This window comes from Vibrio sp. ABG19 (assembly GCF_029962385.1).
Taxonomy (GTDB): Bacteria; Pseudomonadota; Gammaproteobacteria; order Enterobacterales; family Vibrionaceae; genus Vibrio; species Vibrio ostreae.
Map to the genome: position 1 here is coordinate 445,714 of NZ_CP071707.1, position 25,623 is coordinate 471,336.

A 25,623-nucleotide genomic window follows, 5' to 3' on the forward strand; every position below is an offset into this window, starting at 1 on the left:
ACTCATGCCATTCTGGAACCGCAAACCCCAACAACAAAAACACGATAGCGCGCCAGTCAGTCACGTGGTGCAAGATGAGACTCCGGCCAAGGCGAGTTTTGGTATTTCCAATCAACATCTGCTGTCGGCGTTAAATGCTGCACAAACGGCATTAATGATGATCGACCGTGATTTCAAAATCACTTATGTCAACAAACAATCGATGCTGTTACTCAAACAGCATGAGAGCCTGTTCAAATCGGTATGGCCTAACTTTCGTGCTGAGGAAGACTTTTTACTCGGCTATTGTATCGATCTGTTTCATGCTAATCCGGCCCACCAGCGTCAGATGTTATCAACACCGGCTCGTCTGCCCTATATCACGACCATAGACATTCGCGGCGTTAAGATCGAACTTAACGTCGGCGCGATACTCGATCATGACGGACAGTATGTCGGTAACACCCTGGAGTGGCGTGATGTCACGGCAGAACGGCAGCAGGAAAATGAAGTGGCACGCCTGCGCGCGGCCATCGATCAGGCCCAAACCGCGATGGTCATGATTGATCGTGATTTCAATATCACTTACATCAACCAGGAAACGCTGAATCTGTTTGGTAAGCATGAAGCGAAACTACGCACTGTCTGGTCTGGTTTTACCGCTTCGTCAGACTGGCTGATGGGGCGTTGTATTGATGAGTTCCACCGCAATCCGGCCCACCAGCGCAAGATGCTCAGCGACCCGGGTAATCTGCCATACAGTACTGATATCGCCATCAGCGATATCAAAATAGAACTCAATGTTGCGGCAATTTTCGATAAGGGCGGTGCCTATATTGGCAACACGCTGGAATGGCGTGACGTGACCGAAGAGCGTGCGATGGACATGCAAATCGGTCGTCTTGCTTCTGCCGTTGAGGGCATGACCACCAACCTGATGATGGCTGACCCTGAAGGCATCATACGTTATCTCAATCCGTCGTTGACGGAATTACTGCGCAGCCGACAACGGGAGTTGCAGCAAGCATTTCCAGGTTTTGATGTTGATCATCTGGTCGGACGCAACATTGATGTTTTCCATAAAAACCCAGGCCATCAGCGTAATATCATTAATAATCCTGATCGCCTGCCATTCAGTTCCAATATTGCGGTCGGAGCGCTGGAGTTCAATCTGACCTGTATTGCGATGCATGACAGCAAAGGCAACTACATTGGTCCGGCACTGCAATGGGTGGATATCACCGAGCAACAGGATGGCCAGCGTCAGGTGGAAAGTCTGATTCAGAAAGCGATTGATGGTCAGTTGCATGAACGCATCAACACGGCCGCTTACAGTGGATTTATGCGGGAGCTGGGCGATGGTATTAATAATCTGCTTGATACTCTGGTTGAACCGCTTGGCCAGTGTATTGACGTGATGAGTGAGGTGGCTGAAGGCAACCTGAATAATCAGATGCCGTCTGATCATCAGGGTGAATTTGGGCGACTGGCTGAAGCGGTCAATACTTCGATCATCAACTTGCGCAATATGGTCGATAAGATCACGAAATCCTCGGCACGGGTGGCGACTGCCTCGACCGAAATTGCCGACGGGAATAATGACCTCAGTCAGCGCGTTGAAGCCCAGGCGTCAAATCTGGAGCAAACGGCAGCCAGTATGGAACAAATGACCGCGACAGTGCGCCAGAACGCTGATAACGCTAAAGATGCCAACACCGTGTCAAACGATGCGGCGAAAAAAGCCAGTCAGGGCGGCCAGGTGGTCGGGCAGGCTATTAACGCGATGAGCGAAATCAACACCGCGAGCAAGAAGATTGCTGACATCATCGGTGTGATTGATGAGATTGCATTCCAGACCAATCTGCTGGCGCTGAACGCCGCTGTCGAAGCGGCGCGGGCCGGTGAACAAGGGCGTGGATTTGCGGTTGTGGCGGGTGAAGTACGTAACCTGGCACAGCGCAGTGCCGCGGCAGCGAAAGAGATTAAAGGCTTAATTAAAGACAGTGTCGAGAAAGTGGATGAAGGTTCACGCCTGGTGAATGAATCCGGTGCTACGCTGGATGAGTTAGTTGAAGCGGTGCAGAAAGTTTCGGTACTGATTAGCCAGATCACGTCATCGAGTATAGAGCAGTCGACCGGTATTGATGAGATCAATCGCGCGGTAACCGCCATGGATGAGATGACGCAGCAAAATGCCTCGCTGGTTGAGGAAATTTCGGCGGCGAGCCAGTCGCTGAAAGACGAAGGTAAAGAGCTGCTTAATCTGATGAACTTCTTTGCCACCGACAGCAACATTACGACCTTTGAGACCAAACGATCTCCAATCGCAGCCAAGCCAACCGGCAAGCGTGGCAATGTCAGGGATTTACGTGCCAGTGGAAAAGTTGCCAACGCCAAGATGAATCTCAGTGACGATGGTGATGAATGGGAAGAGTTCTAATAAAGGGTTCAGGCTATGTTGGCGGTGAGTGAACAAGAATTTGAACTGACGGATAAGGATTTTAAGTTCATCCAATGGTTCATGCATAAGCGGGTCGGCATCTATTTGGCGGACACCAAGCGTGCCATGGTGTATGGCAGAGTCAGCCGCCAGCTGAGGCGGCGTGGATTAACCCGTTTTAAAGAGTATCGGGCACTGATAGAGAATGATGAGCAGGAATGTGTGCATTTCATCAACACACTGACGACCAATAAAACCCAGTTTTTCCGTGAAATTCATCATTTTGAGTTTCTTGAAAAAGTGGTGGTGGAAGGTTGGCGCAGTTTAGGTAATACCGAGATTAAGATCTGGTCTGCCGGCTGTTCAACCGGTGAGGAGCCATACAGCATAGCCGCGACCCTGTGGCATGCCGGTGCTTTTGAGTTTGCTCAGTCAGTGAAAATCTTTGCCACGGATCTCGATACTCAGGTACTTGAGCATGCCAAACGCGGCGTCTACCCGAAGGAAGCGTTGGCGACGATACCGAAACAGTACCTCAGGCAATGTTTTATGCGTGGTAAAGAGGCGCAGAGTGGGAAGATCAAAGTGGCTAACCGGTTGCAGCAGTTTATTCAGTTTCAGCCGATCAACTTGATCGAACCCTGGTCGCTGCCGGAGCAATTTGATCTGATCGCTTGCCGTAACGTGATGATCTATTTCGATAAACCTACTCAGGAGCAGATACTCAGGCGTTTTCATGCTCGCCTCAAGCCTGGCGGTGTATTGTTCCTCGGCCATTCTGAAGGATTGGGAGGGTGCAGTTCGTTGTTCCATCATCTCGGCCAGACAATTTACGTCAAAATGTAGGACAAACCATGGTAAGTGAAGTCGTAACCCATACACCGTCATTGCAGACATCTTTTGAGCGTTTCCCGCACAATAGGTCCGACCTGCCGTGGGTTAAGGTTGCGCCCGGTCAGGTATACGTGACCGGGAATCATGAAATCATAACCACAGGACTTGGCTCTTGTGTGTCCGCCTGCATTTGGGATCCCAGCGCAGGTGTTGGTGGGATGAACCATTTTCTGTTGCCGTTTGATACCACCGCCGAACTGCATCATTGGAAAGCCGATGAACTGTTATCGAATGCCTCCCGCTACGGGTGTTATGCAATGGAAAATATTATTAATCAATTGCTTAACATTGGTGCGCAACGCGGTCGCCTGAATGTGAAACTGTTTGGCGGCGCGCAATTGCTGGGGTTCAAATCACTGATTGGAATTAAGAATGTGGAGTTTGTTCTCGGTTATGTACAGCGTGAAGGCCTCAATGTGGTCGCTAAAGATCTGGGCGGAGTCGACCCGCGCCGCGTACTGTTTGACCCTAAGTCGGGCCGAGCCTGGCTGAAACGTATTCCGTGTGCGGAAGTGATGCAGATTCGCCGCAGTGAAGAGTGTTACTCCAGCCAGGTGGCGCAGCAAATGCCTGATACGGGCAAGAATGTGGAGTTATTCGAATGAGCAAAATGATCAAAGTGTTGGTCGTGGATGATTCTCCGGTATTCAGAGCGCTATTGACCCAGCTGATCGCATCCGATCCGGATCTTGAAGTTGTCGGCAGCGCGGAGGATCCTTATCAGGCGCGTGATATGATCAAGCGCCTCAATCCGGATGTGCTGACGCTGGATATCGAGATGCCCAAAATGAATGGCGTACAGTTTCTGCGTAATCTGATGCGTCTGCGTCCGATGCCGGTGGTGATGATCTCTACCCTGACCCAGCATGGTGCTGATGCAACACTCGCGGCACTTGAAGCCGGTGCAGTGGATTATTTTCCCAAGCCTTCAGTCGATAACACGGCGGATATGGTGAATTACAAAACGCTGGTGAATGACAAACTCAAAATGGCGGCCGGGGCGAATGTGGCCAGCAGCCCGAAGCCGTCAGCAAAAGCTCCTGTGACAATAACGCCTTGCTCAACCCGGATCCAATTGTTGGCCATTGGTGCTTCAACCGGCGGTACGGAGGCGCTGAACAGCGTTTTATCTGCATTACCGGCAGGTTTACCGCCCATCGTGATCACCCAGCATATCAGTGCCCAGTTTACCCCTTCATTGGCTAAAAGGCTTAATGCCAATAGCGCGGTTGAAGTGGAGGAGGTCAAACAGCGTCAGGTATTGCTGCAAAGTGGTCACGCCTATCTTGCGCCCGGAGATCAACATATGGTGGTCACTCGCCGCGGTGCCGAGTTGTACGCGTTGCTGGATGACCGCGATCCGGTCAATCGTCATAAACCCTCAGTGGATGTGATGTTTGATTCGGTGGCAGAAGTGCTCGCAGATAAGGCGTTGGCGATGTTACTGACCGGAATGGGACAAGATGGCGCTAAGGGGATGCTTAAAATGCGCCAGAAGGGCGCGGCAACCGTCGCCCAGGATGAACGTAGTTGTGTGGTGTGGGGAATGCCCAGAGTGGCCATTGAACTGGGGGCAGCCAAGGATGTGCGGGCACTCAGCGCGATGCCGCAATGGATTGGTGAACATATTCACCTAAATAAAATTAACCGATAGCGGCCAGCAGGAGTCAGTATGCGGAAAAGTAAAAACTTTATCAAAACAGGCGGCGTCGCGTTGTTACAGCTGGGGCTATTGGCTGGCATCCTGACGCAGGATGTGTCAGCGGGGCTCGGGAGTGCGATTGTGCTGATTGCGCTTTTACCCTGGTTGCTGACAGGCTCGTCGCCTTCCTCGGCTTATGCAAGCCGCGCTGCTTCAACGGCGGATTCGGCACAGCCCAAATCCAGCGACAAACATAACCCCCAATCTGCTGTCGCTTCGTCTTCCCAGTCTGGGCGAGGTGATGCCGCTCAGGTGAAACGTTTGCAGGCCGTGATTAATCAGAATATCGAGCGTATCAAAGAGCCTTTGATCAAACAGCACAATATAGTGGATGAGTCGGCCGAAACTTTAAATGAAAGCTTTTTTGGTTTGCAGATGGTCAGTGAGCAGCAGTCGGAAATATCCAGCACCTTAGTGAACAATCTGCTCGCCAATCAGAACAGTCAGTACAACTTGAAAACGGTCCTGCCACGCACCGAAGCCATCATTAATGAGTTTATTGCGACCCTGCACAATGTGTCGCAAAAAAGCACGTCAGCCGTGAGCAGTATTCATGATATGTCGGACAAGCTGGATGTGGTGTTTAAGCTGCTCAACGAGGTTCGTGGATTATCTGAGCAGACCAATCTTCTGGCGCTGAACGCGGCAATCGAAGCGGCCCGCGCCGGTGAAGCCGGCCGAGGCTTTGCTGTGGTCGCGCAGGAGGTACGCAATTTGTCAGTTAAAGCGGAAGCGCTCAATAACCAGATTGAAAAAGAAATTCAGATTGCGCAGCAGACCGTAAAAGCGGCCAATCACACAGTGGGTGAGATGGCGACCATCGATATGTCTCATATCGAAGCGTCGAAGCAGTCGGTCGATGACATGCTGCAGGGGGTTCAGCAAGTCAATACTGAAATCGAACGTGAAGTGCAGAAAATACAGGAGCTGGGTCAGATTCTGGTGCAGCATGTGGGCGATGGAGTACGTTGTCTGCAATTTGCCGACATCGTGATGCAGCAAGGCGATTATGCGCAGGATTCTTTGCATTATCTGGAAGAGGCGTTGCAGTTACTCGATAAGCTTCACCACGGTGGCGTGGAGAGTGCACACCTCGAACAACTGGAACAGAAAACTTCTAATCGCAGTGCACCGGCGGCCAGTCAAAGCAGTATGGATGAGGGGGAAGTTGAACTGTTTTAAGGACGGACGTATTAAAAATGAGCGTTTTAAGGACGAGATATGGCCATTGAAACTAGGATAGATAACGATAACAAGCATGTCACCATTGCGGTGGAAGGGACCTTTTGTTTCAACCTGGTGCAGGATTTTCGTAGTAGTTATGCTAAACGGTTTGATCATCAGTTTACGGTTGATATGCGTAAAGTTGATTATATCGATAGTACCGCTTTGGGAATGTTGTTGAATATGAAGAACTATCTTGAGCAGCCCGATGGCATGATTCGCATCGTCAATACGCTCCCTCAGGTGCGCAAAGTATTGATGATTTCGCGTTTTGATAAGAAATTTACCATCGAATAAACGCCTGACTATCGAATAAGCAGGGAGAGTCACATACCTATGCGCGTAATTGTTGTGGATGACCATGCAACCAACCGTCAGTTGTGCCGTTTTATGCTCGAGAACGTCGCGGAGCATATTGATGTCTTTGAGAACGGTGAAGGTGTGGTGGCTGCCATGCAGCAGATGGAAATGCTGCCGGATCTGATTTTGCTGGATGTGATGATGCCGGTAAAGGATGGCTTTGTTACCGCGCAGGAGATAAGAGAGTCGTTTCCCAACCACTACATTCCCATCATTTTCCTCACGGTACTGGATGATCATGACTCGTTTGAGCGCTGTTTATCGCTTGGCGATGATTTTATTCTCAAACCGGTTGAGCGCAGTGTATTGATTGCTAAGGTTCAGGCACATTACCGGGTGGTAAAAATGCACAAAGAGGTGATGGAACAACGTGACCAGCTGCAACGATTTCGTGATAAGGTGCAATATGACTTCGCTATTTCTGAGTCCATTTTTTCCAATCTGATGGAGGAGATGGGCGAGCAGGTCGAACACATTTTCGGTATTGAATACATCTCGACTCCATCGACTATTTTTAACGGCGATCTGATAGTGATTGCCAGCCGGCCTTACGGTGGTATCTATGTGATGATCGCGGATGCAACCGGTAATGGACTTCCGGCTGCGATTTCAACTCTGCCCGCCACTCGGACTTTTTTCTCAACGGCAGCGAAAGGTTTGTCCTTAGGAGAGATGGTTTCAGAACTTAATCGCTCTCTGGAAAGTTTTCTGCCAACTGGGATGATGCTGGCCGCCAGCGTATTTGAAATCAGGGCCAATGGTTTTGAAGTCTCCTGGTGGGGAGGCGGATTGCCGGATGGCTATATTCTCGACAGCGACGGCAGTGTGGCTAAGCGTTTGATTTCGTCTCACATGCCAATGGGCGTACTTAAACCGGATGAGTTTGAAAGTGATGTGATGCACTTTAAACTCGATCCGGACCAGCGCATTGTCTGTTATACAGACGGTATTACCGAAGCGCAAAATGACGTCGGGGAACGGTTCGGTGAGCAAAGATTGGAGGCCTTGTTGAGTAAGGTGTCGCAAGGTGCCTTGATCCCTACCTTGTACGAAGAAGTGCAGCGTTTTGCTAAACCGGGCAAAGCCGATGATCTATCGGTATTAACCATGACGTTTCCCTTGGTGAATGTGAATCAAGGCCAGGTGAATCAGCCGTTGATGCTGGGCAACGTTCCCCTGAAAACCTCACTTAGCTTTCCCGCTTTGGTGCTGAAACGCATCGCAGTAATGAATGAAATACGCACTTATCTGAAAGGGATCGTGCTGGGTGGTGAACATCTCGACTTACTGTGTTCGCTGCTTTCAGAGCTGTTCAACAATGCTATCGATCATGGCTTGCTTGGCCTTAATTCTGAGATGAAAGATGATCCGGACGGTTTCTTACTCTATTACCAACAAAGAGAAGAACGTTTACAGCAACTGGATGAATCGCACTCGATTCGGCTCGACATCGATTTTCAGCCGCAGCGGTCGCGGATTGAATTCATGCTTGAGCACAGTGGCGTGGGTTTTGATTATCAGCAAAATCGGGCTGAAAACCCCGATATATCTTATGGGCGTGGCATCCTGTTGGCCTCGACACTGTGTGAATCACTGCATTATTTCAATGAAGGTAAATGTGTGCATGCCGTGTACCTGTTTAACGAGGAGCAACCGTTCCCTAACCTGATTACTTAACTCTTCCTTTTGATTACTTCACGGTCCTTTTTGATAATTTAACTATTATTCCTGATGACTTAACTATTTTTCATAGTGACTTAACTATTTTTTATGGTGATTTAACGACAGCAAGAGCGCGCTGCGCATCGGGGGGAGGCTGACACATTTACACTGTAAACCTGGTGACAGGCTGCGGCTTGACTCTCTCTGCAAGATACACTGCGGTTAAGAAGTGACGTAAGCCTGACTTTGCTACTCGTTTTATTCCGACCTTGTCTCAATTTCTATACACTGTATTTCAAAACGACAGGTATGCCGTGAAGGTTATTCAGGATGTGGAATGAATTGATTGTTCTCTCCGAGGACAAAACCCAGGTGATTGCAAAACTGAATGGCGACAAAACCATCGCCAAGGAGTTATCTGAGCAGGGATTGAGCGATGCTTTGGGTCAGATCGGGGCAAGAAAATATTTTGTTGACCAGGATTCAGTGAAACGTTTTATTCATTGTGCCAAGGAAATGAAAAGTGAAGCCTACGACGGGATAGTCGTGGCGCTGCAGCGTAATGCTCAGGTGGAAGTCGTACTGACCGAGCAGGATATGTTGGCCAGTATGCTGGTCACCGGCGCGTATGGCGGCCGAGGTTTGTATGGCAGTGAACTGGTGCAGGCGTTAGCGGATGCTCAGGTAGTGAAAGGGATAAATAAATTAGCCCTGAAGAAAGTCCTGCTGATGGGTAACACACTCAAGCCCGGAGAAACCTTCACTCAGCCTGTCGCGCGTGGCAAAGAAGCGATACAGGGGCAGGACAGCCAGTTTATTGCGCTGGTGGAGGATGTCAGCAAACGCATTCTGGCGCCGCAAGAGCGTAAAAGTGACGATAAAATTGATATGCGCAACCTCGGTGAGACGGTGACCGTTAGCGAAAACGAGCCGGTCATGCGACGTCAGCCTGCGACCGAGGGGGAAGCCGGGTACACGGTGCAGGGCAAAGTGATTGCGCCGAGACCCGGTATCAATAGTGAGCTGTTGCCAGGCCGTGGTACGCACATTTCTCCTGAGGATCCCAACCTTTTACTGGCGAGTCAGTCTGGCCTGCCCATCATTAAAGGCAAAACGATTGATGTCGATAACGCGCTGTGCCTCAATAACGTCAGCATCGCGACTGGGCACGTAAAATTCAAAGGCAATGTGGTTATAGCCGGTGATGTTGAGCCGGGCATGGTCGTCCGAGCCACAGGTTCAGTCACCGTTGGCGGGTTTATTGAATCGGCTGATGTGCAAGCTCAGGGAGACATCGAAGTTGGCAAAGGCATCATAGGTCATACCGTCTCCGAAGGTGAAGCGAAAAGCTGTGTGGTGAAATCCGGTGTCAGTATCAAAGCAAACTACGCTCAGTTCTGTGAATTGCAGGCGGCGGAAAATATTCAGATCGCTGTCCACTGTATGGGCGCGGATGTGCGCTGTGGGGGAGATTTGCTGGTCCTGGACGATGGAGAAAAGCAGGGCACGTTAAGCGGTGGTGTGACTAAAGTGGGGGGGAAAGTGACCTGCCTTAACTTAGGCGTTGAGGGAGATACCGCGATGAACGTTGAAGCGTTTGCACGCTTTGCCTGGTACAAAGACCGGATGGTTAAGCACAAGGAGCAGTACAAACTGGCTCAGGAAGAGACCATGGACATTATTCGTCGCGAGCTGGAATTCAAAAAACGCCCTAAAGCCGAACGTAGTGATGAAGAAGAACTTGAGATTGATAATTCCAAGGATCAAGCCAACGCCAGGCTGGAAAAAGTCAAATCGGCGCTGGATGTTCTTAACGATGAATTTCAAATCGCACTGGAAAATAACGTGGTTGACGTGAAGGGTAAGGTATTTACCCATGTTACCGTACAATTTGGCGATGAACGAGTGACGACAAAGCGGGTCCATGGGCCTTCCATTTTCAGCTACAATCAATATGAAATTCAGCTGTCGTCTAAACTCGATGAGGAAGATATCGGGGTTTAGTCGCAACTGGAGCAACGCAGAACTCGGTGCTTATGAGCAGAGAAATCGGTCATGACCTCCAACCCATCTGACTGCATAAAAGGGAGCCCGGCTCCCTTTTGTCATTTTCCCCCAATCATTTTCGGGCTGAGTTGCTGTAGGCAGGTGTATGAAAGAGCGGCTCAGCGGATTGCAGTTTATCGACCATGGTCTGCAACACATATTCATCAAACAGATGAGTGGCGTGCAGTTGCTCCAGCGCGAAAAGATACTGGTTCGCGCTGTATCGGACATGATCTTTTTCAAGCGCAGAACACACTTCACGGTGAAACGTGTGTTGTGATTCGTCGTTGGCGGCCTGGAAACGGAACGTAAACCAGTCGTGCTGAATAGCTTCTTCGACCAAAGCTTTCCACTGTTGCTTACCCAGCACTAACTGATTATCGGAGCTGGCGATAAAACCATAATCAAGTTCAGGGTTGGCGTTAGAGGCGGCCACTGCGGTCTTGTCCGGGCTTGGTAGCGGATCACCGATTCAGCGGCTACGCTATCTTTATTTTCCAGATAAGGAGCCAATGCCAGTCCGATCGTATTGATGGTATTGCTGACTTCGGAGCGCTGCTGCTCAAGATTATTGCGCGTGGTTAAAGTTTAGACCGTTTCTTGTCGTTTAAGCGGGGAATACGTTAAGAGCCGTGCAACTGTCACAGAGTGTGAAGTGATCGATACAGGCTTTCACTTGTCGTGGCTTGAGTTATACGTCGTATAGGCGCACAATCGGCAAAAAATAACGAGGAGTAGAAATGGAACTTTCAGACATTCGCCGTGAATACATTCAAGGCGGTTTGCGCCGCAAAGACTTGCTGGCCGATCCGGTGCAACAGTTTAATTTATGGCTGCAGCAGGCGATCGACGCGAAGTTAACCGATCCGACCGCGATGACAGTTGCCACAGTGGATGAACAGGGTCAGCCATTTCAACGTATTGTGCTGCTGAAAAATGTCGAAACTGACGGTTTCGTGTTTTATACCAACCTGGCCAGCCGCAAAGCGCAACATATCCAGCACAATAACAAAATCAGCCTGCATTTCCCGTGGCACCCGCTTGAGCGCCAGGTCCATATTACGGGTACGGCAGAAAAACTCAGCGCGCTGGAAAACATCAAGTATTTTACCTCACGTCCGAAAGAGAGCCAGATTGCGGCGATCGCCAGCCATCAGAGCAGCCGTATTTCTGCCCGTGGCGTATTGGAAGGCAAGTACCTTGAGCTGAAACAGAAGTTTGCTAAAGGTGAGATCCCGGTACCGAGTTTCTGGGGCGGCTTCCGGATTCGTCCGCACAGCATTGAGTTCTGGCAGGGTGGCGAACATCGCCTGCACGACCGTTTCATTTACACCCGTCAGGAGAACGGTTGGGACGTGGATCGTCTCGCACCGTAGCCGACACGCTTTGCTTGGTCATATCGTTTTCACACGCCGCTTTATGCGGCGTGTTCGTTGTTCAGCACCACGGAAAGCTGGGTTTTAAGTAGGGTTTGCGGGATCACCGAGCCAAAACCGAGGTCCAGAGCCCGGTCGAGCAGGCTCTCTTTACTGGGGACACCGAATTTGGTGCGCAGGCGTGCCTCGTAGCCTTCCACGGTTTTGATTGAAATTCCCATCACGCGCGCGATGTGTTGCGGTTTTTTGCCGTATAGCAACAGAAACAGAGTTTCCGATTCACGGGTTGTGAGCTTGGGCAGTTGCAAGTCATCATGATTGGCACTTTTGAGCGCTGAGCTTAAGCCTGTTACGCGACATACCCAGTGTCCGACTTCAAGAATAGCGGTATCTGTCAGTTCCTGGCCGTAAAAAATGGTGCCGCGGACTTGACCCTGTGCATCGCGCCACGGGCTTTTGGTAAAGATGTGAGCATGCCAGCGACCATCCGGGTATGGGTGGATGTCGAGCACTTTCAGTGAACGGCCGGTTTTGATCACGTAGCGATCCTGCTCCTGAAAATCAGCGGCACAGGCCACGGTCGGACTTGGCATATCAAAATCGGTCAGACCAACACAGTGCTGCATGCTCTCCACACCGATCAGCGCAGAATAGGCCTCATTGGCATAAACAAAAACAGAGTTCAGATCTTTACAGCCCCAGTAACCGGGTAACTGTTGAAACAGTGATAACTGTTCTGCGGTGAGTGGATTTGACACAACATAATTCCCTTGTATGCAACCGGATTATGATACCAAGGTGGTGGGTTAAAGTAAGTACTCAGTGCGGGTTTACGGGACGAAAACATAAAAAAAGCCAGCCTGAAGACGGGCTGGCACAAATACAAGAAACATATCTTGTCGACGTGTAGAAGAGGTTCTATGAATTCAGCGAGGGTCTGCCGAAAACACAGAGGCATCAATAAGATACCCGGCGTCAAGGGACCCTTAACGCCTGGCGACAACTATATTAAAGCTGCCAGTAACGCAAAAGGGGGGAAATCCCCCCTTTTGGCTATTTTGCGCAAATAGTTGCGTTACAGTTCACGTAAAACCCGGAAGCCAACGTAATTAGCGGCCGCGGAAGGGGCAATAAACAGCTGACTGTCCGCTTTAGCCATCTCCGGAGAGAAGCTCCAGGCGCCGCCTTTCGCCAGGCCACGTGTATCTGTGGTCCATTGCCAGACGTTACCGACGACATCATAGAGCCCCAGTGGGTTAGCAGCAAAAGCGCCGACCGGAGAAGTGCTCTTGTTTGACCACGGTGTACCGCCCCAGCCAGTATTGGCTTTTCCGCTGCCAAAACGCTCACCCCACCAGTACGCTGTTTTACTGCCAGCGCGGGCGGCTGCTTCCCATTCATCTTCACTTGGCAGGCGATAATGGAAGCCGGTTTGTTGTGACAGCCATTGAGTATAAGCCTTGGCATCGTTCTGGCTGATACATACCACCGGGGATTGCCCTGACTGCTTAAAGCCAGGATTGCGCCAGTAACTGCCCGGCATCGGTGCGACTTCCGCCTTATCGACCGTAATGCAGAGTTTTTGCAATTCGGCATCGGTCTGATAGCCGGTCTGGTTAACGAAGGTTTCAAACTGAGCCACGGTTACCGGTGTGGCGCTGACTGCGAAAGCATGATCAAGGTGAACCTGACGCGATGCATTCTCACCCAGCAGGTATTCGCCGCTCAGTAATGTGACCATTTGCGGCGCTTTGACATCGCCTTTCAGCAAGTCGGCAAAAGTATGTCCCGCTTTAAGCGGGTTAGCCTGCTCGCGCAGCACAGCACGCAGCGTATGGTCCGAGTTGATACTCAGTTCCTGATGGAAGGCACGGTAGCCCTCTTTGGCCACCGTAATCATGTGACTGCCGACCGGCAGCATAATATCGACGGGTGTGCTGCCGTAGCTGACGCCATCCACTGAAACGGAATCCTGGTACTGGTTCGAGCGTATCAGCAAATTGACCCAGGCGACTTCTTGTTGTGGTTGGGGCTGTGCGCTATCTCCGGGTGCAAAACAGTACTGTGATTCGACGTCCAGCAGTTTACATGGGGTATTTTCCGCCGGGCGGGCATTCAGCTGCGCGGCGATCACGGTTCTGAATCGGCTGCCGTCAAAGAAACCGGCATCGCTGACTTTATGGCTCAGCACGTGAATATTGAGCGCGACATCCCCCAGATGCTGTCTGACCTGTTTGGATTCTGTGGTTTGATCGAGCAGCCAGCTTTGATACTGGGTGACTGCTTTTTGCAGCGCCAGATCCGTGGTCTGTTGGGCACACTGGGCCAGGGTCATGTCGGCCTGGCAGGCGTTGGTGAAACTGACCGTCTGCTCGCCTTCACGTTTCAGTTCGTTTCTCAGCTGTTCAACCCGGGCGCGTACTTTGTCTTCAGCAAGCCGGGCGATTTTCTGCTCAATTAATTGCTGTGCGGCTTTGGCCTCGCTCAGCGCGGATTGCTGTTCCTGAAGTTGCTGCTCTGCTTGCAGACGTGCCTGTTGATTCTGTTTCACCTCAGCCCAGGCTGCCTGATAGGCATTCTGAGCCGCAGAGATATCCAGATCCGGCTCATTGATCATCGCCTGATACTGCTTCGCCAGAGTGGCTTTGGCCTGCTGCAGCGCTTTGTCGAGCTTGGCAGCCTGCTGCGTCAGGCGGTTGACCTCACTGAGCTGATTGTCTGCAGCCGTTTGCTGAGCCTGAGTGCTCTTTTGGGCCTCACGCAATGCGCTGTGCTGGCTGAACAGCGCATCGTCGATGGCGACTACGCTGGAGCTACTCGCCACGTTGGAACTATTGGCCACGTTGGATACATTGACAACGTCGGATGCCGAAGCTTGTTCTGCCATCAAAGGTGTTGCGAGCATGTATGGCGAAAGTGCAAATAACAGAGCGGGTAAACCTTGTCGCATGAGTGTCTACTTCAGTTAAAATTGAACAAATCCTGACGCTATTCTAAATGTAAACGCCATCTTGTCATCAATTAGCTTTCAGTAACCTGATGACAAAATGGCGTTATCGCGACAGGCGGTAATGGCGCAGCCAAGGCAGTCAGTCCGTTTTATCAGCTGTCTTTATTGGGTCTGAGTTTAACCCACACCGTGTCATTACCGTTGACGGTGATCACGCGGTTGTAACTTTCGAAACCGTCTTTGGCTACGGTCACCTGGTGGCGACCTGCCGGCAGAACGATTTCAACCGGCGTGCTGCCATAGTTGATGCCATTGATGGTGACGGAATCATTGTATTGATCTGAGCGTACCGTGACGTTGGCCCACGCCTTGCTCTGCTTACTGCTTTTGCTTTCAGCGGCGCCCTGCAGACAGTAACGGCTGGAAACATTGAGCATTTTACACGCTGCGACTGCTTCCGGTTTGGCCTGCAACTGTGCCTGCATCTGAGTAAAGTACTCGCTGTTGCCTTCAAATCCGGCCCGCTGAATCTGGCTGTCCTGAACGTGAATGTTCAGCTCGACACCACTGAGATTTTGCTTAGCGATCACTGACTCACTCAGACTGTCGAGCAACTGGGCACGGAAGGTTTTGACCGCTTTTTGTTTGGTCAGGTGCAGGCCCTGGCTGGAACATTCACCCAGTGTCATCGTGGTGGAACAGGTGGTTTTATAGCTGGTTTCCACGACAGCACTTTCGCGCAGTTCGGCTTCAAGGCGTTTTACCCGTGCCTCGATCTTGCTCTCTTCGAGGTTGGTGTATTCGGTTTTCAGGCGCGCTTGTTTCTGCTTAAGCTGAGAGAGGCGCATTTCACTTTCGGCGATGGCCTGTTGGTTAGACAGCTGTTCTGACTGATTCTGTTTGACTGCTGCCCAGGCGTCCTGATACTGCTTCTGGAAAGTAATCAGATCGGTCTCCGGGTCTTCCAGCAAGCGGCTGTACTGTTTATCCAGAGCCGACTTCGCGCGGTTACGCTTGGCATCCAGCTCGTCGCCATTACGCTTCAGGCGAGCCTGGTCGTTTTTAAGCTGTTGAAGCATTGAACTTTCAGTGTCGAACTCAGATGCGATAGCATCAATTTCGCTCTGTTTTGTACTGATTTTTTCATCGATGGCGGTCACAGGATCGACCTGTGTAACTTCATCCGCGTACACCGATGCTGATACCCAAACTGGGCTTAGCGCAAGCAGTAGCGCTGGGAGGCGATGTTTGATCATAGGTCCCTGCAACATTTATATGAATCCACTGCAAGCAGTGGGAAAGACAAACTTTTGACAGCGGTATTAAATGGCTTAATACCCTGGCTCTGGCCATGCAAATTGCCAGCTCTCTGGCGGAAAAGTCACATTCATCTGACACTAGGTCGCTGATTTTGTGAATCTTATAACTCTGCAAACTCCATTTTGAGCAGATTATCGAAATATGCAAGCACCGATTTCCGATCTGGTTTACCGTTTTCCTGATTGAACACACATTGACCGTAATTTATGTGCACTTGATCATTGTTCCGGTTGTGCGACAAAACCCACGCCGGCTTTACGGCAAAATTTAAATGTGCGCCAGATTGCTTATAAGTGTGCTGACGCAGCACAGATTGTCGCTTATGATAAAATTGTAATAAAATGCATGTCTGTTTCGTCGGGTAGAATGATCATGAGTACGTTATCTTCAGCCAATTCGCTCATCAGCGAGCAAAGAGCCAAACTTTTGTCGCCGCGTCCGGCGCAATTGATCACTTTGCCTTCTTACATGCACTGTCATGATCACAGCTACACCCAGATAGTTATCGGCCTTAAAGGCCAGGCCGAATTCGAAGTCGGCGGAATGGGGAATATTGTTAATCCTGGTCAGGGCTGCGTGGTGACTTCTGGCACCGGCCATGCGTTTGGTGGCATAGTCGGGCAATCCGACATTCTGGTGCTCAATATGCCTCAGCCGTGCGACGATGATCCGCTCACATTGCACAAGCTCAATGAGCTGACAGGTCAGGATACCTATTTTAAGCTCGATAACCAGATTCAGAAACTGGTTCAGATGCTGGTGCAGGAAATGCAAAGCAGTCCGGATGATATGCTGCTCAGCCGGGCATGCAGTGATACGGTGCTGGCACTTCTGCAGCGCCATATTTCGGCATTTGATGCCCAGCGGAAAGAGTCGCGCTTTGATCTTGATGCCATCGATCGCTACATCGAACAGCATATCAGCCGACGCATTTCGGTGGCGCAACTGGCTGGCAGCGTGTTTCTCGGCGAAAGTCAGTTTCATATGCTGTTTAAAGAACAGATGGGCATCACGCCGCATCAGTATGTGCTCGGAAAACGCGTGGATATGGCCAAGTCATTGATGGAAAATGGAAATTTAACACTTGGTCAGGTTGCTGAGTTAAGCGGTTTTTCCAACCAGAGCACCTTTACCCATACTTTTTCCCGTCTGCAGGGCATTTCTCCGTCGCGCTACAAAAAGACGTGCCGCAACTAATCACTACAAAACTCCAGTTTTAATGAGAATTATTCTATAACCCGGCGTGAATCCATCAACGCCGGGTTATTTATTTGCGTAATAAGCTAAATGAACAGCATTTTATTTTATAAATAATGCTGTGATTCTGTTTTTGTTTTGTTAAAAAGCCAAGTTTTTGGCAAAAAGCTCGGAGTTTTTGACAAGTATTCTCGACGCGCTCAAAATACACTGCGAGCCATTGTAGGAAAACCCGACTCAACGGATATCGGGTATGAGATTGAGGAAAACGCATGTTTACTGCAACTGATGTGTTGAACGCTGAGTTTGTTGAGCAGCCGCTTAACCAACTTTGGTCACAGATCTCGCCACTTTACATGGTGGACGAAACCCAATGGCTCAAACAGCTTCTGCCTTTGGCGACGCCAAGTGAGGACGAAAAAACCTCGATGGCGGTCAAAACGACGCAATTGATCGAAGCGATTCGTAAAGACAAAAAAGCGATTCAGATGATTGATGCGTTGCTGCTGGAATATAGCCTGGATACCCAGGAAGGTATTCTGCTGATGTGTCTGGCGGAAGCGCTGATGCGCATTCCGGATACTGAGACCGCGGACGCGTTCATCAAAGATCGTCTGGGTGTGGCGGACTGGAAATCTCATTTGAAGAATTCTGATTCTGTGTTTGTCAACGCATCAACCTGGGGTCTGATGCTGACCGGGAAAGTGGTCGGCCTGTCTGATAGCCAGAGCACCAGCCCGGTTCAGGCAGTGAATCGCCTGGTCAATAAACTCAGTGAGCCGGTGATCCGCAAAGCGATGCATCAGGCGATGAAGGTGATGGGCCATCAGTTTGTTCTGGGGCGTAACATCAAAGAAGCGCAGAAAAACGGCCGCGTGATGCGTGATAAAGGTTTCACCTACTCATTTGATATGCTGGGTGAAGCGGCGCTGACGACGGCGGATGCGGATAAATATTTTCAGGATTACCTGATGGCGATTGAAGCGGTGGGCCGCGACAAGTACGGACTGGAGACCAGCCCGGCGCCATCGGTATCGATCAAACTTTCTGCTCTGCACCCGCGTTATGAAGTGGCAAACCACAGCCGGGTGATGAGTGAGTTGTATAACACCTTGATCCAGCTGCTGGACAAAGCGATCGAACTGGATGTGGCGATCACCATTGATGCCGAAGAAGCAGATCGTCTTGAGTTGTCACTGGAACTGTTTGAGAAAGTGTATCGCAGCGACAAAGTTAAGGGTTGGGGTAAGTTTGGCCTGGTGGTACAAGCGTATTCCAAACGTGCGTTGCCTGTACTGGTGTGGCTGACTGCACTGGCAAAAGAGCAGGGCGATCTTATCCCGGTGCGTCTGGTGAAAGGAGCATACTGGGACAGCGAGATCAAATGGTCACAGCAGAGCGGCTATACCGGTTATCCGGTTTATACCCGTAAAGAAGCGACCGATGTCTCTTATCTGGCTTGTGCACGTTTTTTGCTCAGCGAGCAGGTGCGCGGTAATCTGTTTCCGCAGTTTGCCAGTCATAACGCGCAGACCGTTACCGCGATTGCAGTGATGGCTCAGCATAAAGATTTTGAGTTCCAGCGTCTGCACGGCATGGGTGATGCTTTGTACAACCATGTCATGGCGACCTACAAGCAATCGGTCCGTATCTATGCGCCGGTGGGCAGTCACAAAGATCTGCTGCCGTATCTGGTGCGCCGTCTGTTGGAAAACGGTGCCAACAGCTCATTCGTTCATCGTCTGGTTGATGCTCGTTGCCCGATCAACACCTTGACTCAGCACCCGGTTGATATGTTGCTTGAGTATGAGTCATTGGATAACCGCCAGATCCCGTTACCGCCGCAAATCTTTAACCAGCGAGCGAACTCTTACGGCGTCAATATTGATATTGAAAGTGAAGCTAAGCCGTTCGAAGATCAGGTCAATGCGTTTTTGAGCAAGCAGTGGCAGGCGGCGCCGATCATTAATGGTCAGTCTCAGTTCGAAAGCATGATCAAGGCTGAAGAGCAGCCCGAGATCGTGACGGCACCGTATGATCGCCGGATCGAAGTGGGCCAGGTAATGCATGCCAACCTTGATCATGTTTCCGAAGCGATCGAGATTGCTCAGGCAGCGTTTGCGCAATGGAGTCAAGCTCCGGCTAGTCAGCGCGCCGAGAAACTGGACAAACTGGCGGATCTGCTGGAAGCCAATCTGGCCGAGCTGGTGGCACTGTGTCATCAGGAAGCCGGTAAAACCGTTCATGACGGGATTGATGAAGTGCGTGAAGCGGTGGATTTCTGCCGTTACTATGCCCAACGAATTGATGATCTGGCGGCGTTTACGCTGCAAGGATTCGACGGCCAGAGCCGCCAGGTGACCCGTACAGGGCGCGGCGTGTTTGTCTGTATCAGTCCGTGGAACTTCCCGCTGGCCATTTTCCTTGGCCAGATCACTGCCGCTTTGGTCGCGGGTAATACGGTGGTGGCGAAACCTGCCGAGCAAACCAGTCTGATTGCGGCTCGCGCGGTTGAACTGATGCTGGAAGCCGGTTTCCCGGGCGGGGTGATTCAACTGCTGACGGGACGTGGCGCTGCTATCGGTGGTGCGCTGACCTCGCACAGCGCGATCGCTGGCGTGGCCTTTACCGGCTCAACTGCGACAGCGCAGCGGATCAACCAGACTCTGGCGGAACGTGATGCGGATCCGGTGCCGTTTATCGCCGAAACCGGTGGCCAGAACGCGATGATTGTCGACAGTACCGCCTTGCCGGAGCAAGTGGTGCGTGATGTGCTGCGCTCTGCCTTTGCCTCTGCCGGTCAGCGCTGTTCGGCGCTGCGTGTGCTGTTTGTTCAGCAGGACGTGGCTGACCGTATCATCGGTCTGATTAAAGGAGCGATGCAGGAGCTGTCTGTGGGCACACCTTACCTGCACAGCACGGATGTGGGCCCTGTGATTGACGGCAAAGCGAAACAAGGGTTGCTGGCACATATTGAACGTATGAGTCAGAGTCAGAAAAAAGTGGCTCAGCTTGAGCTGGGTGAGGCTTGCGCCCATGGTGATTTTGTTGCGCCAAGCGCGTTTGAAATCTCAGGGATTGATTGTCTGACTGAAGAGCAGTTTGGCCCTGTCCTGCACATTGTTCGCTTTAAAGCGAGTGAGCTGACGCAGGTGGTACAACAAATCAACGATACCGGTTTTGGTTTGACTATGGGTATCCATAGCCGTAATGAAACCACCTATCGCTGGATTGAAAAACATGCTCGCGTGGGTAACTGCTACATCAACCGCGACCAGGTGGGGGCTGTGGTTGGCGTACAGCCGTTTGGTGGCCAGGGTTTGTCCGGCACCGGACCAAAAGCAGGTGGCCCGCACTACCTGTACCGTTTTACTCAAGTTCAGTACAGCTAATCGAATCAGCGAAGGAGATAGACCATGGTGCATCAAGTAACTCGTTTTTCTGACGCTTTTTCGGCTTGGGAAAACTGGAATCTGACCGGTTTTGACTCAAAAAATGAGTCATTGCAGTCATTGAAAAATAATTTGCAACGCACGATGCCGGCAGTGGCGGGTGTGTTTGCTTTTCATCTTCGTCAGGCGGCCACTATGCTGGCGCAACCGCATCTGCTTAATGGCCCGACCGGAGAAACCAACGAACTTTATACTGCAGGGCGCGGTGTTGCCCTGGTCGTTCACGACGACAGCAGTAATGAAGCAAGACTGGCTGTCGCTGCTCAGTTATGTGCTGCGTTAATCGCAGGCAACAGCGTCGTGCTTTGCAGTGACGACACTGAGCTGACAGCCGCATTGAAGGCTGCTTACCAGCAGTCAACAATTCCGGCCAACCTGCTGCAATTTGCTACTCTGGATGCTTATCAGCAATTGATGGATTCAGATATCCGTTGCATGGGCTATGTCGGAACAACGTCGGTTGAGCGTAACCTCAACCGTCAGTTAGCCAAACGCCAGGGGGCGATTGTCAGCCTGGTGTCTGAAACGGATTTGGCCCACCTGCCGGTGGCGAACGATCCACATTTAGTGCTGCGTTTTATTACCGAACGCACGCGCACAATAAATATAACAGCAGTGGGTGGTAACGCGACCTTGCTCGAGCTTGGAAACGAGGCCCACTAAACCTTTCTGAAGTACTCCCCCACTCTTGGTGGGGGACATGGAAGGCGATCTTATACAAGAGGACATATCAATGGAAAATGGTTTTGCCATTACGAGCACCTTTATCGTCTACCTCATTTTGATGTTGGCGATTGGGGTATATGCGTATCAGCGAACGAAAAACTCGTCTGATTACTTTTTGGGTGGCCGCTCTTTAGGTCCGTGGCCTGCTGCACTTTCAGCGGGTGCATCTGATATGAGTGGCTGGTTGCTGCTGGGTCTGCCGGGTTATGCTTACGCGGCGGGTATTGAAGCCTTCTGGCTAGCGGGTGGTCTGCTGGCCGGTACCTGGTTGAACTGGCTGGTGACGGCGAAGCGTCTGCGTACTTACAGTATCACCACCGATGCCCTTACTTTGCCAGAGTTTCTGTCACGTCGTTTTAATGACAAATCGAAACTGATTCAAACTATTTCAGCGTTTTTCATCCTTTTGTTTTTCCTTTTCTACACCAGTTCAGGCCTGGTTGCAGGCGGCAAACTGTTTGAAACGGTATTCGGTCTGGATTACACCACAGCGGTCATCATTGGTACCATCTGTGTGGTGTCTTATACGCTGTTCGGTGGTTTCCTGGCGGTATCCTGGACTGACCTGGTACAAGGTCTGCTGATGTCTGCCGCACTGCTGATCGTGCCGATTGCGGCGATGGATGGCGGTCTGATGAAACTTGACCACGATCTTGTGGCAATCAACCCGCAACTGCTGACCATGTGGAACGACGTAAAAGGCGAACCACTGAGCGGTATCGCCATTATTTCTCTGGTTGCCTGGGGTCTTGGCTATTTCGGTCAGCCACACATTCTGGCACGTTTTAAAGCCACCCGTTCCAACAAAGATCTGACCACAGCGCGCCGTATTGCGGTTCTGTGGACGGGCCTGTCAATGGTTGGCGCTATGCTGGTGGGTCTGGTTGGTCTGATTTACGTCACTAATACTGGTGGTCTGCAACTGGATGACGGCGAAAAAATCTTCATGCTGCTGGTGAACGCGATATTCCATCCGGTTGTTGCGGGTATCCTGCTGGCGGCGATTCTGGCGGCAATCATGAGTACAGCGGACTCACAACTGCTGGTTTCATCATCAGCACTGGCAGAAGACTTCTACAAGCAAGTATTCAAAACAGATGCGACATCAGAAGAGATTGTTCGTGTTGGTCGCCTGGCAGTTATCCTGATTTCTGTGATTGCTCTGGTCCTGGCGATGACGCCTGACAGTTCGGTACTGGGTCTGGTTTCTTACGCCTGGGCAGGTTTCGGTGCCGCGTTTGGCCCGGCACTGGTACTGAGCCTTTACTGGTCTCGTATGAACCGTAACGGTGCATTGGCCGGTATTCTGGTGGGTGGTATCACTATCGTGGTTTGGAAGCAGCTTTCGGGCGGTTGGTTTGATGTGTACGAAATCGTTCCGGGAATCATCTTCTCTGTGCTTGCCATTGTGGTTGTCAGCCTGACAACTGGTGAGCCGGAAGTCACGGTTCAAGAGCAGCACAAGACATTCAAAAAGCACTTGATTGAGCTCGACTAAGCAGCCTTAAGTTGACATGACTGAACAAAGCCTCACCGATGTGAGGCTTTTTTGTACCTGTGTCAGCGAGCGGTCATAGCAGAAACAGTTCGTACTTGGGGTGTTAATTTTTGTACTTGGCTCACAATTTAAAAAGGAAAGTTTGGGACAATGGAACCAATCGATTCAAACTGCGTCAATTGTAATTAATTGAGTAACTTAACAGGAGGAATTCCCATGCCAGAAGCGTATTGCAGCTGTTGTCGAAAAACCACACCGCACAAAGTTGTAATGAGGCGTTGTCAGACGGAAGTGTCGTCAGGATGGCAGGGGTTCCAGCAATTCATGTCTGCGCTCGTTAATGGTGAGCATTATTACAAGATGGAGAAACGCGGTTTCTGCCGAGTGTGTAATCAACCGTCTGAGCTGTCCGAAGCGGATTTTTCCCGCGCACGGGTTATTTGACAATGTGAAAAATTGACGGCTATTGCGGTCAATTAACTGCGTTCTGTTAATTTATCTGTTGATACTTCGAGCAGGATCACCTTATTGAATACCCGTGCGTGTCCTGCCTGCTCTGGCCGCATGTTTCGCTACGTAAACCCGGGCCTTTCCGCTAATCTGTATGTTATTCACGCAGTGAAATAACAAATAGAGGTAGAGCAATGCGGTTAAGTTTGAAGAGAAAAATGGTTTTCTCTGTGGTGGTTGCGATTGGCTTGACGGCAATCGCTCTGGTGATCGCCAGTTATCATATGTTTCAGCAGGACAGTTGGCGTGCGATTGAAAGTGAAAGTCGCAACACCCTGCGTGCCCACGCTAAAGGTATCGGCGATTGGTTTGCTGATAAGCAACACGCACTGCAAGGCTTGCGTGAGGAAATTGAAGCTAATCCGCAACTCGATCTGGTTCCGCATTTACGCCAGACTTTGCAGTCCGGTTCATTTGGCCTGAGCTATTACGGCAATGAACAGGGCGAAATGTATCGCCAGGACCCGTCACTCAACAAAGCCGGTTACGATCCCCGTGAGCGCGGCTGGTACCAACAAGCCAAACAAGCCGGCCAGCCTATTACTACCGATCCTTATGTCAGTGTCACTATGCAGACCCTGGTTGTGACTCTGGCTGATCCTGTACGCATTAATGGTCAGTTCGCCGGTGTTGCGGCATCCAACCTCGCCTTGAACAAACTGATTGAGGACGTGTTGGCCATTCCGGTTCCGGGTAAAGGTTATGCCATTCTGGTCAATCAGAAAGGTAATATCGTCGCGCACCCGAATAAAGAGCTGATCCTTAAACCCACTCAGGATATGGCGACGGGATTTAGTGCGTCGGCATTGAACGAGGCCGCTAAGCAAAACACTCCCCTCGATCTGACCATTGATGGCCGTGAGAAGCTGCTGATGGCCCAGAGTATTGATAATACCGACTGGACCCTGGTCATGGTGATGGATAAAGCTGTGTTGGCGCAGCCGCTGAATAGCTTGCTGACGACTCAGTTGCTGATTGGTCTGGGCATTTTGCTGGTGATGGCGCTGATTACTTCCTGGTTTGTAGCGCGCCAGCTGAATGAACTCGGTAATATTACGGCGGCATTGAGCGATATTGCCGAGGGCGACGGTGATCTGACTCGTCGCCTCGACGTTAAAAGCGAAGACGAAGTGGGTATTCTGGCTGACAAGTTCAACAAGTTTGTTGACCGTCTGCACGTGATGGTGAAAAACGTTCACTCTGTTTCCGTGGCTCTGAATGAGGGCGCCAATCATGCAGCGCGTTCGGCAGGGCAGCGCGGAGAGCGCATCCGCACCCAGCAGGATGAAATTACCATGGTGGCGACCGCGGTGACTGAGATGGCCTCTGCCACAGCAGAAATTGCCGGTAATGCTGACAATACCGCTAAGCAGGCCAATGAATCGGTCGATCTTGGTGCGCGTGGTTACCAACAGATGCAGCAAAGCAAACAGTCTATCGATCAGCTAGCGCAAGAGCTTAATGGTGCGGTCAATATTATCGGCGACCTGGAAGCGCAGGCGAATGAGATCTCCACCATCTTGTCGACGATTCGTTCTATTGCTGAGCAGACCAACCTGCTGGCGCTGAACGCGGCAATCGAAGCGGCCCGGGCCGGCGATCAGGGCCGTGGTTTCGCTGTGGTTGCCGACGAAGTACGGGTGTTATCACAGCGCACCCACTCGTCGACGGAAGAAATTCAGACCAAGATTGAAGGGCTGCAAAAAGCGACCGCCAAGGCCGTAAGTGTGATGACGGACAGTCATCGTCTGGTCGAAACCAGTGTGGAGGACGTCAATCTGACGGGCGACAGCCTGCAGGCGATCAGTGAAGCGATTCAACTGATCAGCGATATGGCCACGCAGATAGCTTCAGCTGCAGAAGAGCAATCTCTGGTTACCGCAGATATCAACGGCAATACCGAATCTGTTCGTGAAGTGAGTGACCAACTGGCCAGTGAAGCAACCGATGCGGTGCAGCAGGCCAAATCGCTGCACAATTTGGCTCAGGAGCTGGATCAGGAGATTTCCCGTTTCCGACTTTAACGCGAAGTCTTCACCACCATGGACGAATCAGGGCACTATCGGTGCCCTTTTTTCGTCGTGAGTAATCGTTCACAGTGGTGTGATTAAAAGCAAAGGTCGCGAAAATATCAAAATAAGTCGCACTGATTAACTTGGCCAATATCAAGTTGTGGCAATAATGGTAGCCAGTAATAGCTTCTATTACTTTTTGCTAAATTTCACTGTTGCACTACTTTTCAATCGGCTATGAAAGCACTACCATAGCCGTCAGCTTCAGGTTGAAA

General features: G+C 50.9%; 19 protein-coding genes. 15 read left to right on the forward strand and 4 right to left on the reverse strand.

Going from position 1 to position 25,623, the window contains the following annotated elements:
- The first annotated feature begins 4 nt into the window (after positions 1–4).
- The 8 genes from aer2 (at position 5) to J0X00_RS01970 (ending at position 10,265) form a co-directional block, all read left to right on the forward strand.
- The gene (gene aer2 / locus J0X00_RS01935; RefSeq protein ID WP_136483650.1) at positions 5–2,419 is read left to right on the forward strand and encodes an aerotaxis transducer Aer2; all 2,415 of its coding nucleotides are present in this window, start codon (positions 5–7) and stop codon (positions 2,417–2,419) included.
- 15 nt (positions 2,420–2,434) lie between these two features.
- Positions 2,435–3,265: a protein-glutamate O-methyltransferase CheR gene (locus tag J0X00_RS01940; protein WP_282476859.1), complete on the forward strand. Its 831-nt coding sequence runs from the start codon at positions 2,435–2,437 to the stop codon at positions 3,263–3,265.
- Between the two features lie 8 nt (positions 3,266–3,273).
- Positions 3,274–3,918 carry a chemotaxis protein CheD gene (locus J0X00_RS01945; RefSeq protein WP_282476860.1) on the forward strand — a complete coding sequence of 215 codons (645 nt, stop codon included), beginning with the start codon at positions 3,274–3,276 and terminating at the stop codon, positions 3,916–3,918.
- Positions 3,915–4,967: a chemotaxis response regulator protein-glutamate methylesterase gene (locus J0X00_RS01950; protein ID WP_282476861.1), complete on the forward strand. Its 1,053-nt coding sequence runs from the start codon at positions 3,915–3,917 to the stop codon at positions 4,965–4,967. Before J0X00_RS01945 ends, J0X00_RS01950 begins: the two co-directional genes overlap by 4 nt.
- An 18-nt stretch (positions 4,968–4,985) precedes the next feature.
- Positions 4,986–6,197, forward strand: coding sequence for a methyl-accepting chemotaxis protein (locus J0X00_RS01955; RefSeq protein WP_218561637.1), 1,212 nt, complete (start codon positions 4,986–4,988; stop codon positions 6,195–6,197).
- Positions 6,198–6,236: 39 nt separating this feature from the next.
- A complete protein-coding gene (locus J0X00_RS01960) occupies positions 6,237–6,536 on the forward strand; it encodes an STAS domain-containing protein (protein WP_282476862.1) in 300 nt (99 codons plus the stop codon).
- A gap of 39 nt (positions 6,537–6,575) precedes the next feature.
- Positions 6,576–8,276, forward strand: coding sequence for a fused response regulator/phosphatase (locus J0X00_RS01965; protein WP_282476863.1), 1,701 nt, complete (start codon positions 6,576–6,578; stop codon positions 8,274–8,276).
- Between the two features lie 315 nt (positions 8,277–8,591).
- Positions 8,592–10,265: a FapA family protein gene (locus J0X00_RS01970; protein ID WP_282476864.1), complete on the forward strand. Its 1,674-nt coding sequence runs from the start codon at positions 8,592–8,594 to the stop codon at positions 10,263–10,265.
- Between the two features lie 115 nt (positions 10,266–10,380).
- On the opposite strand, the gene J0X00_RS01975 is transcribed toward J0X00_RS01970, so the two are convergent.
- The gene (locus J0X00_RS01975; protein ID WP_282476865.1) at positions 10,381–10,743 is read right to left on the reverse strand and encodes a hypothetical protein; all 363 of its coding nucleotides are present in this window, start codon (positions 10,741–10,743) and stop codon (positions 10,381–10,383) included.
- A gap of 304 nt (positions 10,744–11,047) precedes the next feature.
- Here J0X00_RS01975 and pdxH point away from each other — a divergent pair, with 304 nt between their 5' ends.
- Entirely contained in the window at positions 11,048–11,683 is a 636-nt protein-coding gene (pdxH, locus tag J0X00_RS01980; RefSeq protein WP_218561640.1) for a pyridoxamine 5'-phosphate oxidase, read from the forward strand.
- A gap of 41 nt (positions 11,684–11,724) precedes the next feature.
- Here pdxH and J0X00_RS01985 read toward each other — a convergent pair whose 3' ends face one another.
- The 3 genes from J0X00_RS01985 to J0X00_RS01995 form a co-directional block, all read right to left on the reverse strand.
- Positions 11,725–12,441: a helix-turn-helix transcriptional regulator gene (locus J0X00_RS01985; protein WP_136483640.1), complete on the reverse strand. Its 717-nt coding sequence runs from the start codon at positions 12,439–12,441 to the stop codon at positions 11,725–11,727.
- Between the two features lie 317 nt (positions 12,442–12,758).
- A complete protein-coding gene (locus J0X00_RS01990) occupies positions 12,759–14,633 on the reverse strand; it encodes an SUMF1/EgtB/PvdO family nonheme iron enzyme (protein ID WP_282476866.1) in 1,875 nt (624 codons plus the stop codon).
- A 152-nt stretch (positions 14,634–14,785) separates the two neighbouring features.
- On the reverse strand, positions 14,786–15,889 hold the full coding sequence (locus J0X00_RS01995; RefSeq protein WP_218561642.1) for a PEGA domain-containing protein: 1,104 nt from the start codon (positions 15,887–15,889) through the stop codon (positions 14,786–14,788).
- A 436-nt stretch (positions 15,890–16,325) separates the two neighbouring features.
- On the opposite strand from J0X00_RS01995, the gene J0X00_RS02000 reads away from it, so the two are divergent.
- The 6 genes from J0X00_RS02000 (at position 16,326) to J0X00_RS02025 (ending at position 25,360) form a co-directional block, all read left to right on the forward strand.
- Positions 16,326–17,150 carry an AraC family transcriptional regulator gene (locus J0X00_RS02000; protein WP_282476867.1) on the forward strand — a complete coding sequence of 275 codons (825 nt, stop codon included), beginning with the start codon at positions 16,326–16,328 and terminating at the stop codon, positions 17,148–17,150.
- Positions 17,151–17,422: 272 nt separating this feature from the next.
- Positions 17,423–20,542, forward strand: coding sequence for a bifunctional proline dehydrogenase/L-glutamate gamma-semialdehyde dehydrogenase PutA (gene putA, locus J0X00_RS02005; RefSeq protein WP_282476868.1), 3,120 nt, complete (start codon positions 17,423–17,425; stop codon positions 20,540–20,542).
- A gap of 24 nt (positions 20,543–20,566) precedes the next feature.
- Positions 20,567–21,265, forward strand: a complete 699-nt coding sequence (locus J0X00_RS02010) for an aldehyde dehydrogenase family protein (protein ID WP_136483635.1) — start codon at positions 20,567–20,569, stop codon at positions 21,263–21,265.
- Between the two features lie 70 nt (positions 21,266–21,335).
- Positions 21,336–22,826 (forward strand): sodium/proline symporter PutP, encoded by a 1,491-nt coding sequence (gene putP / locus J0X00_RS02015; protein ID WP_136483634.1) that lies wholly within the window; start codon positions 21,336–21,338, stop codon positions 22,824–22,826.
- A 216-nt stretch (positions 22,827–23,042) separates the two neighbouring features.
- On the forward strand, positions 23,043–23,270 hold the full coding sequence (locus tag J0X00_RS02020) for a hypothetical protein (protein WP_136483633.1): 228 nt from the start codon (positions 23,043–23,045) through the stop codon (positions 23,268–23,270).
- A gap of 200 nt (positions 23,271–23,470) precedes the next feature.
- Positions 23,471–25,360, forward strand: a complete 1,890-nt coding sequence (locus tag J0X00_RS02025; protein ID WP_136483632.1) for a methyl-accepting chemotaxis protein — start codon at positions 23,471–23,473, stop codon at positions 25,358–25,360.
- Positions 25,361–25,623 lie beyond the last annotated feature (263 nt).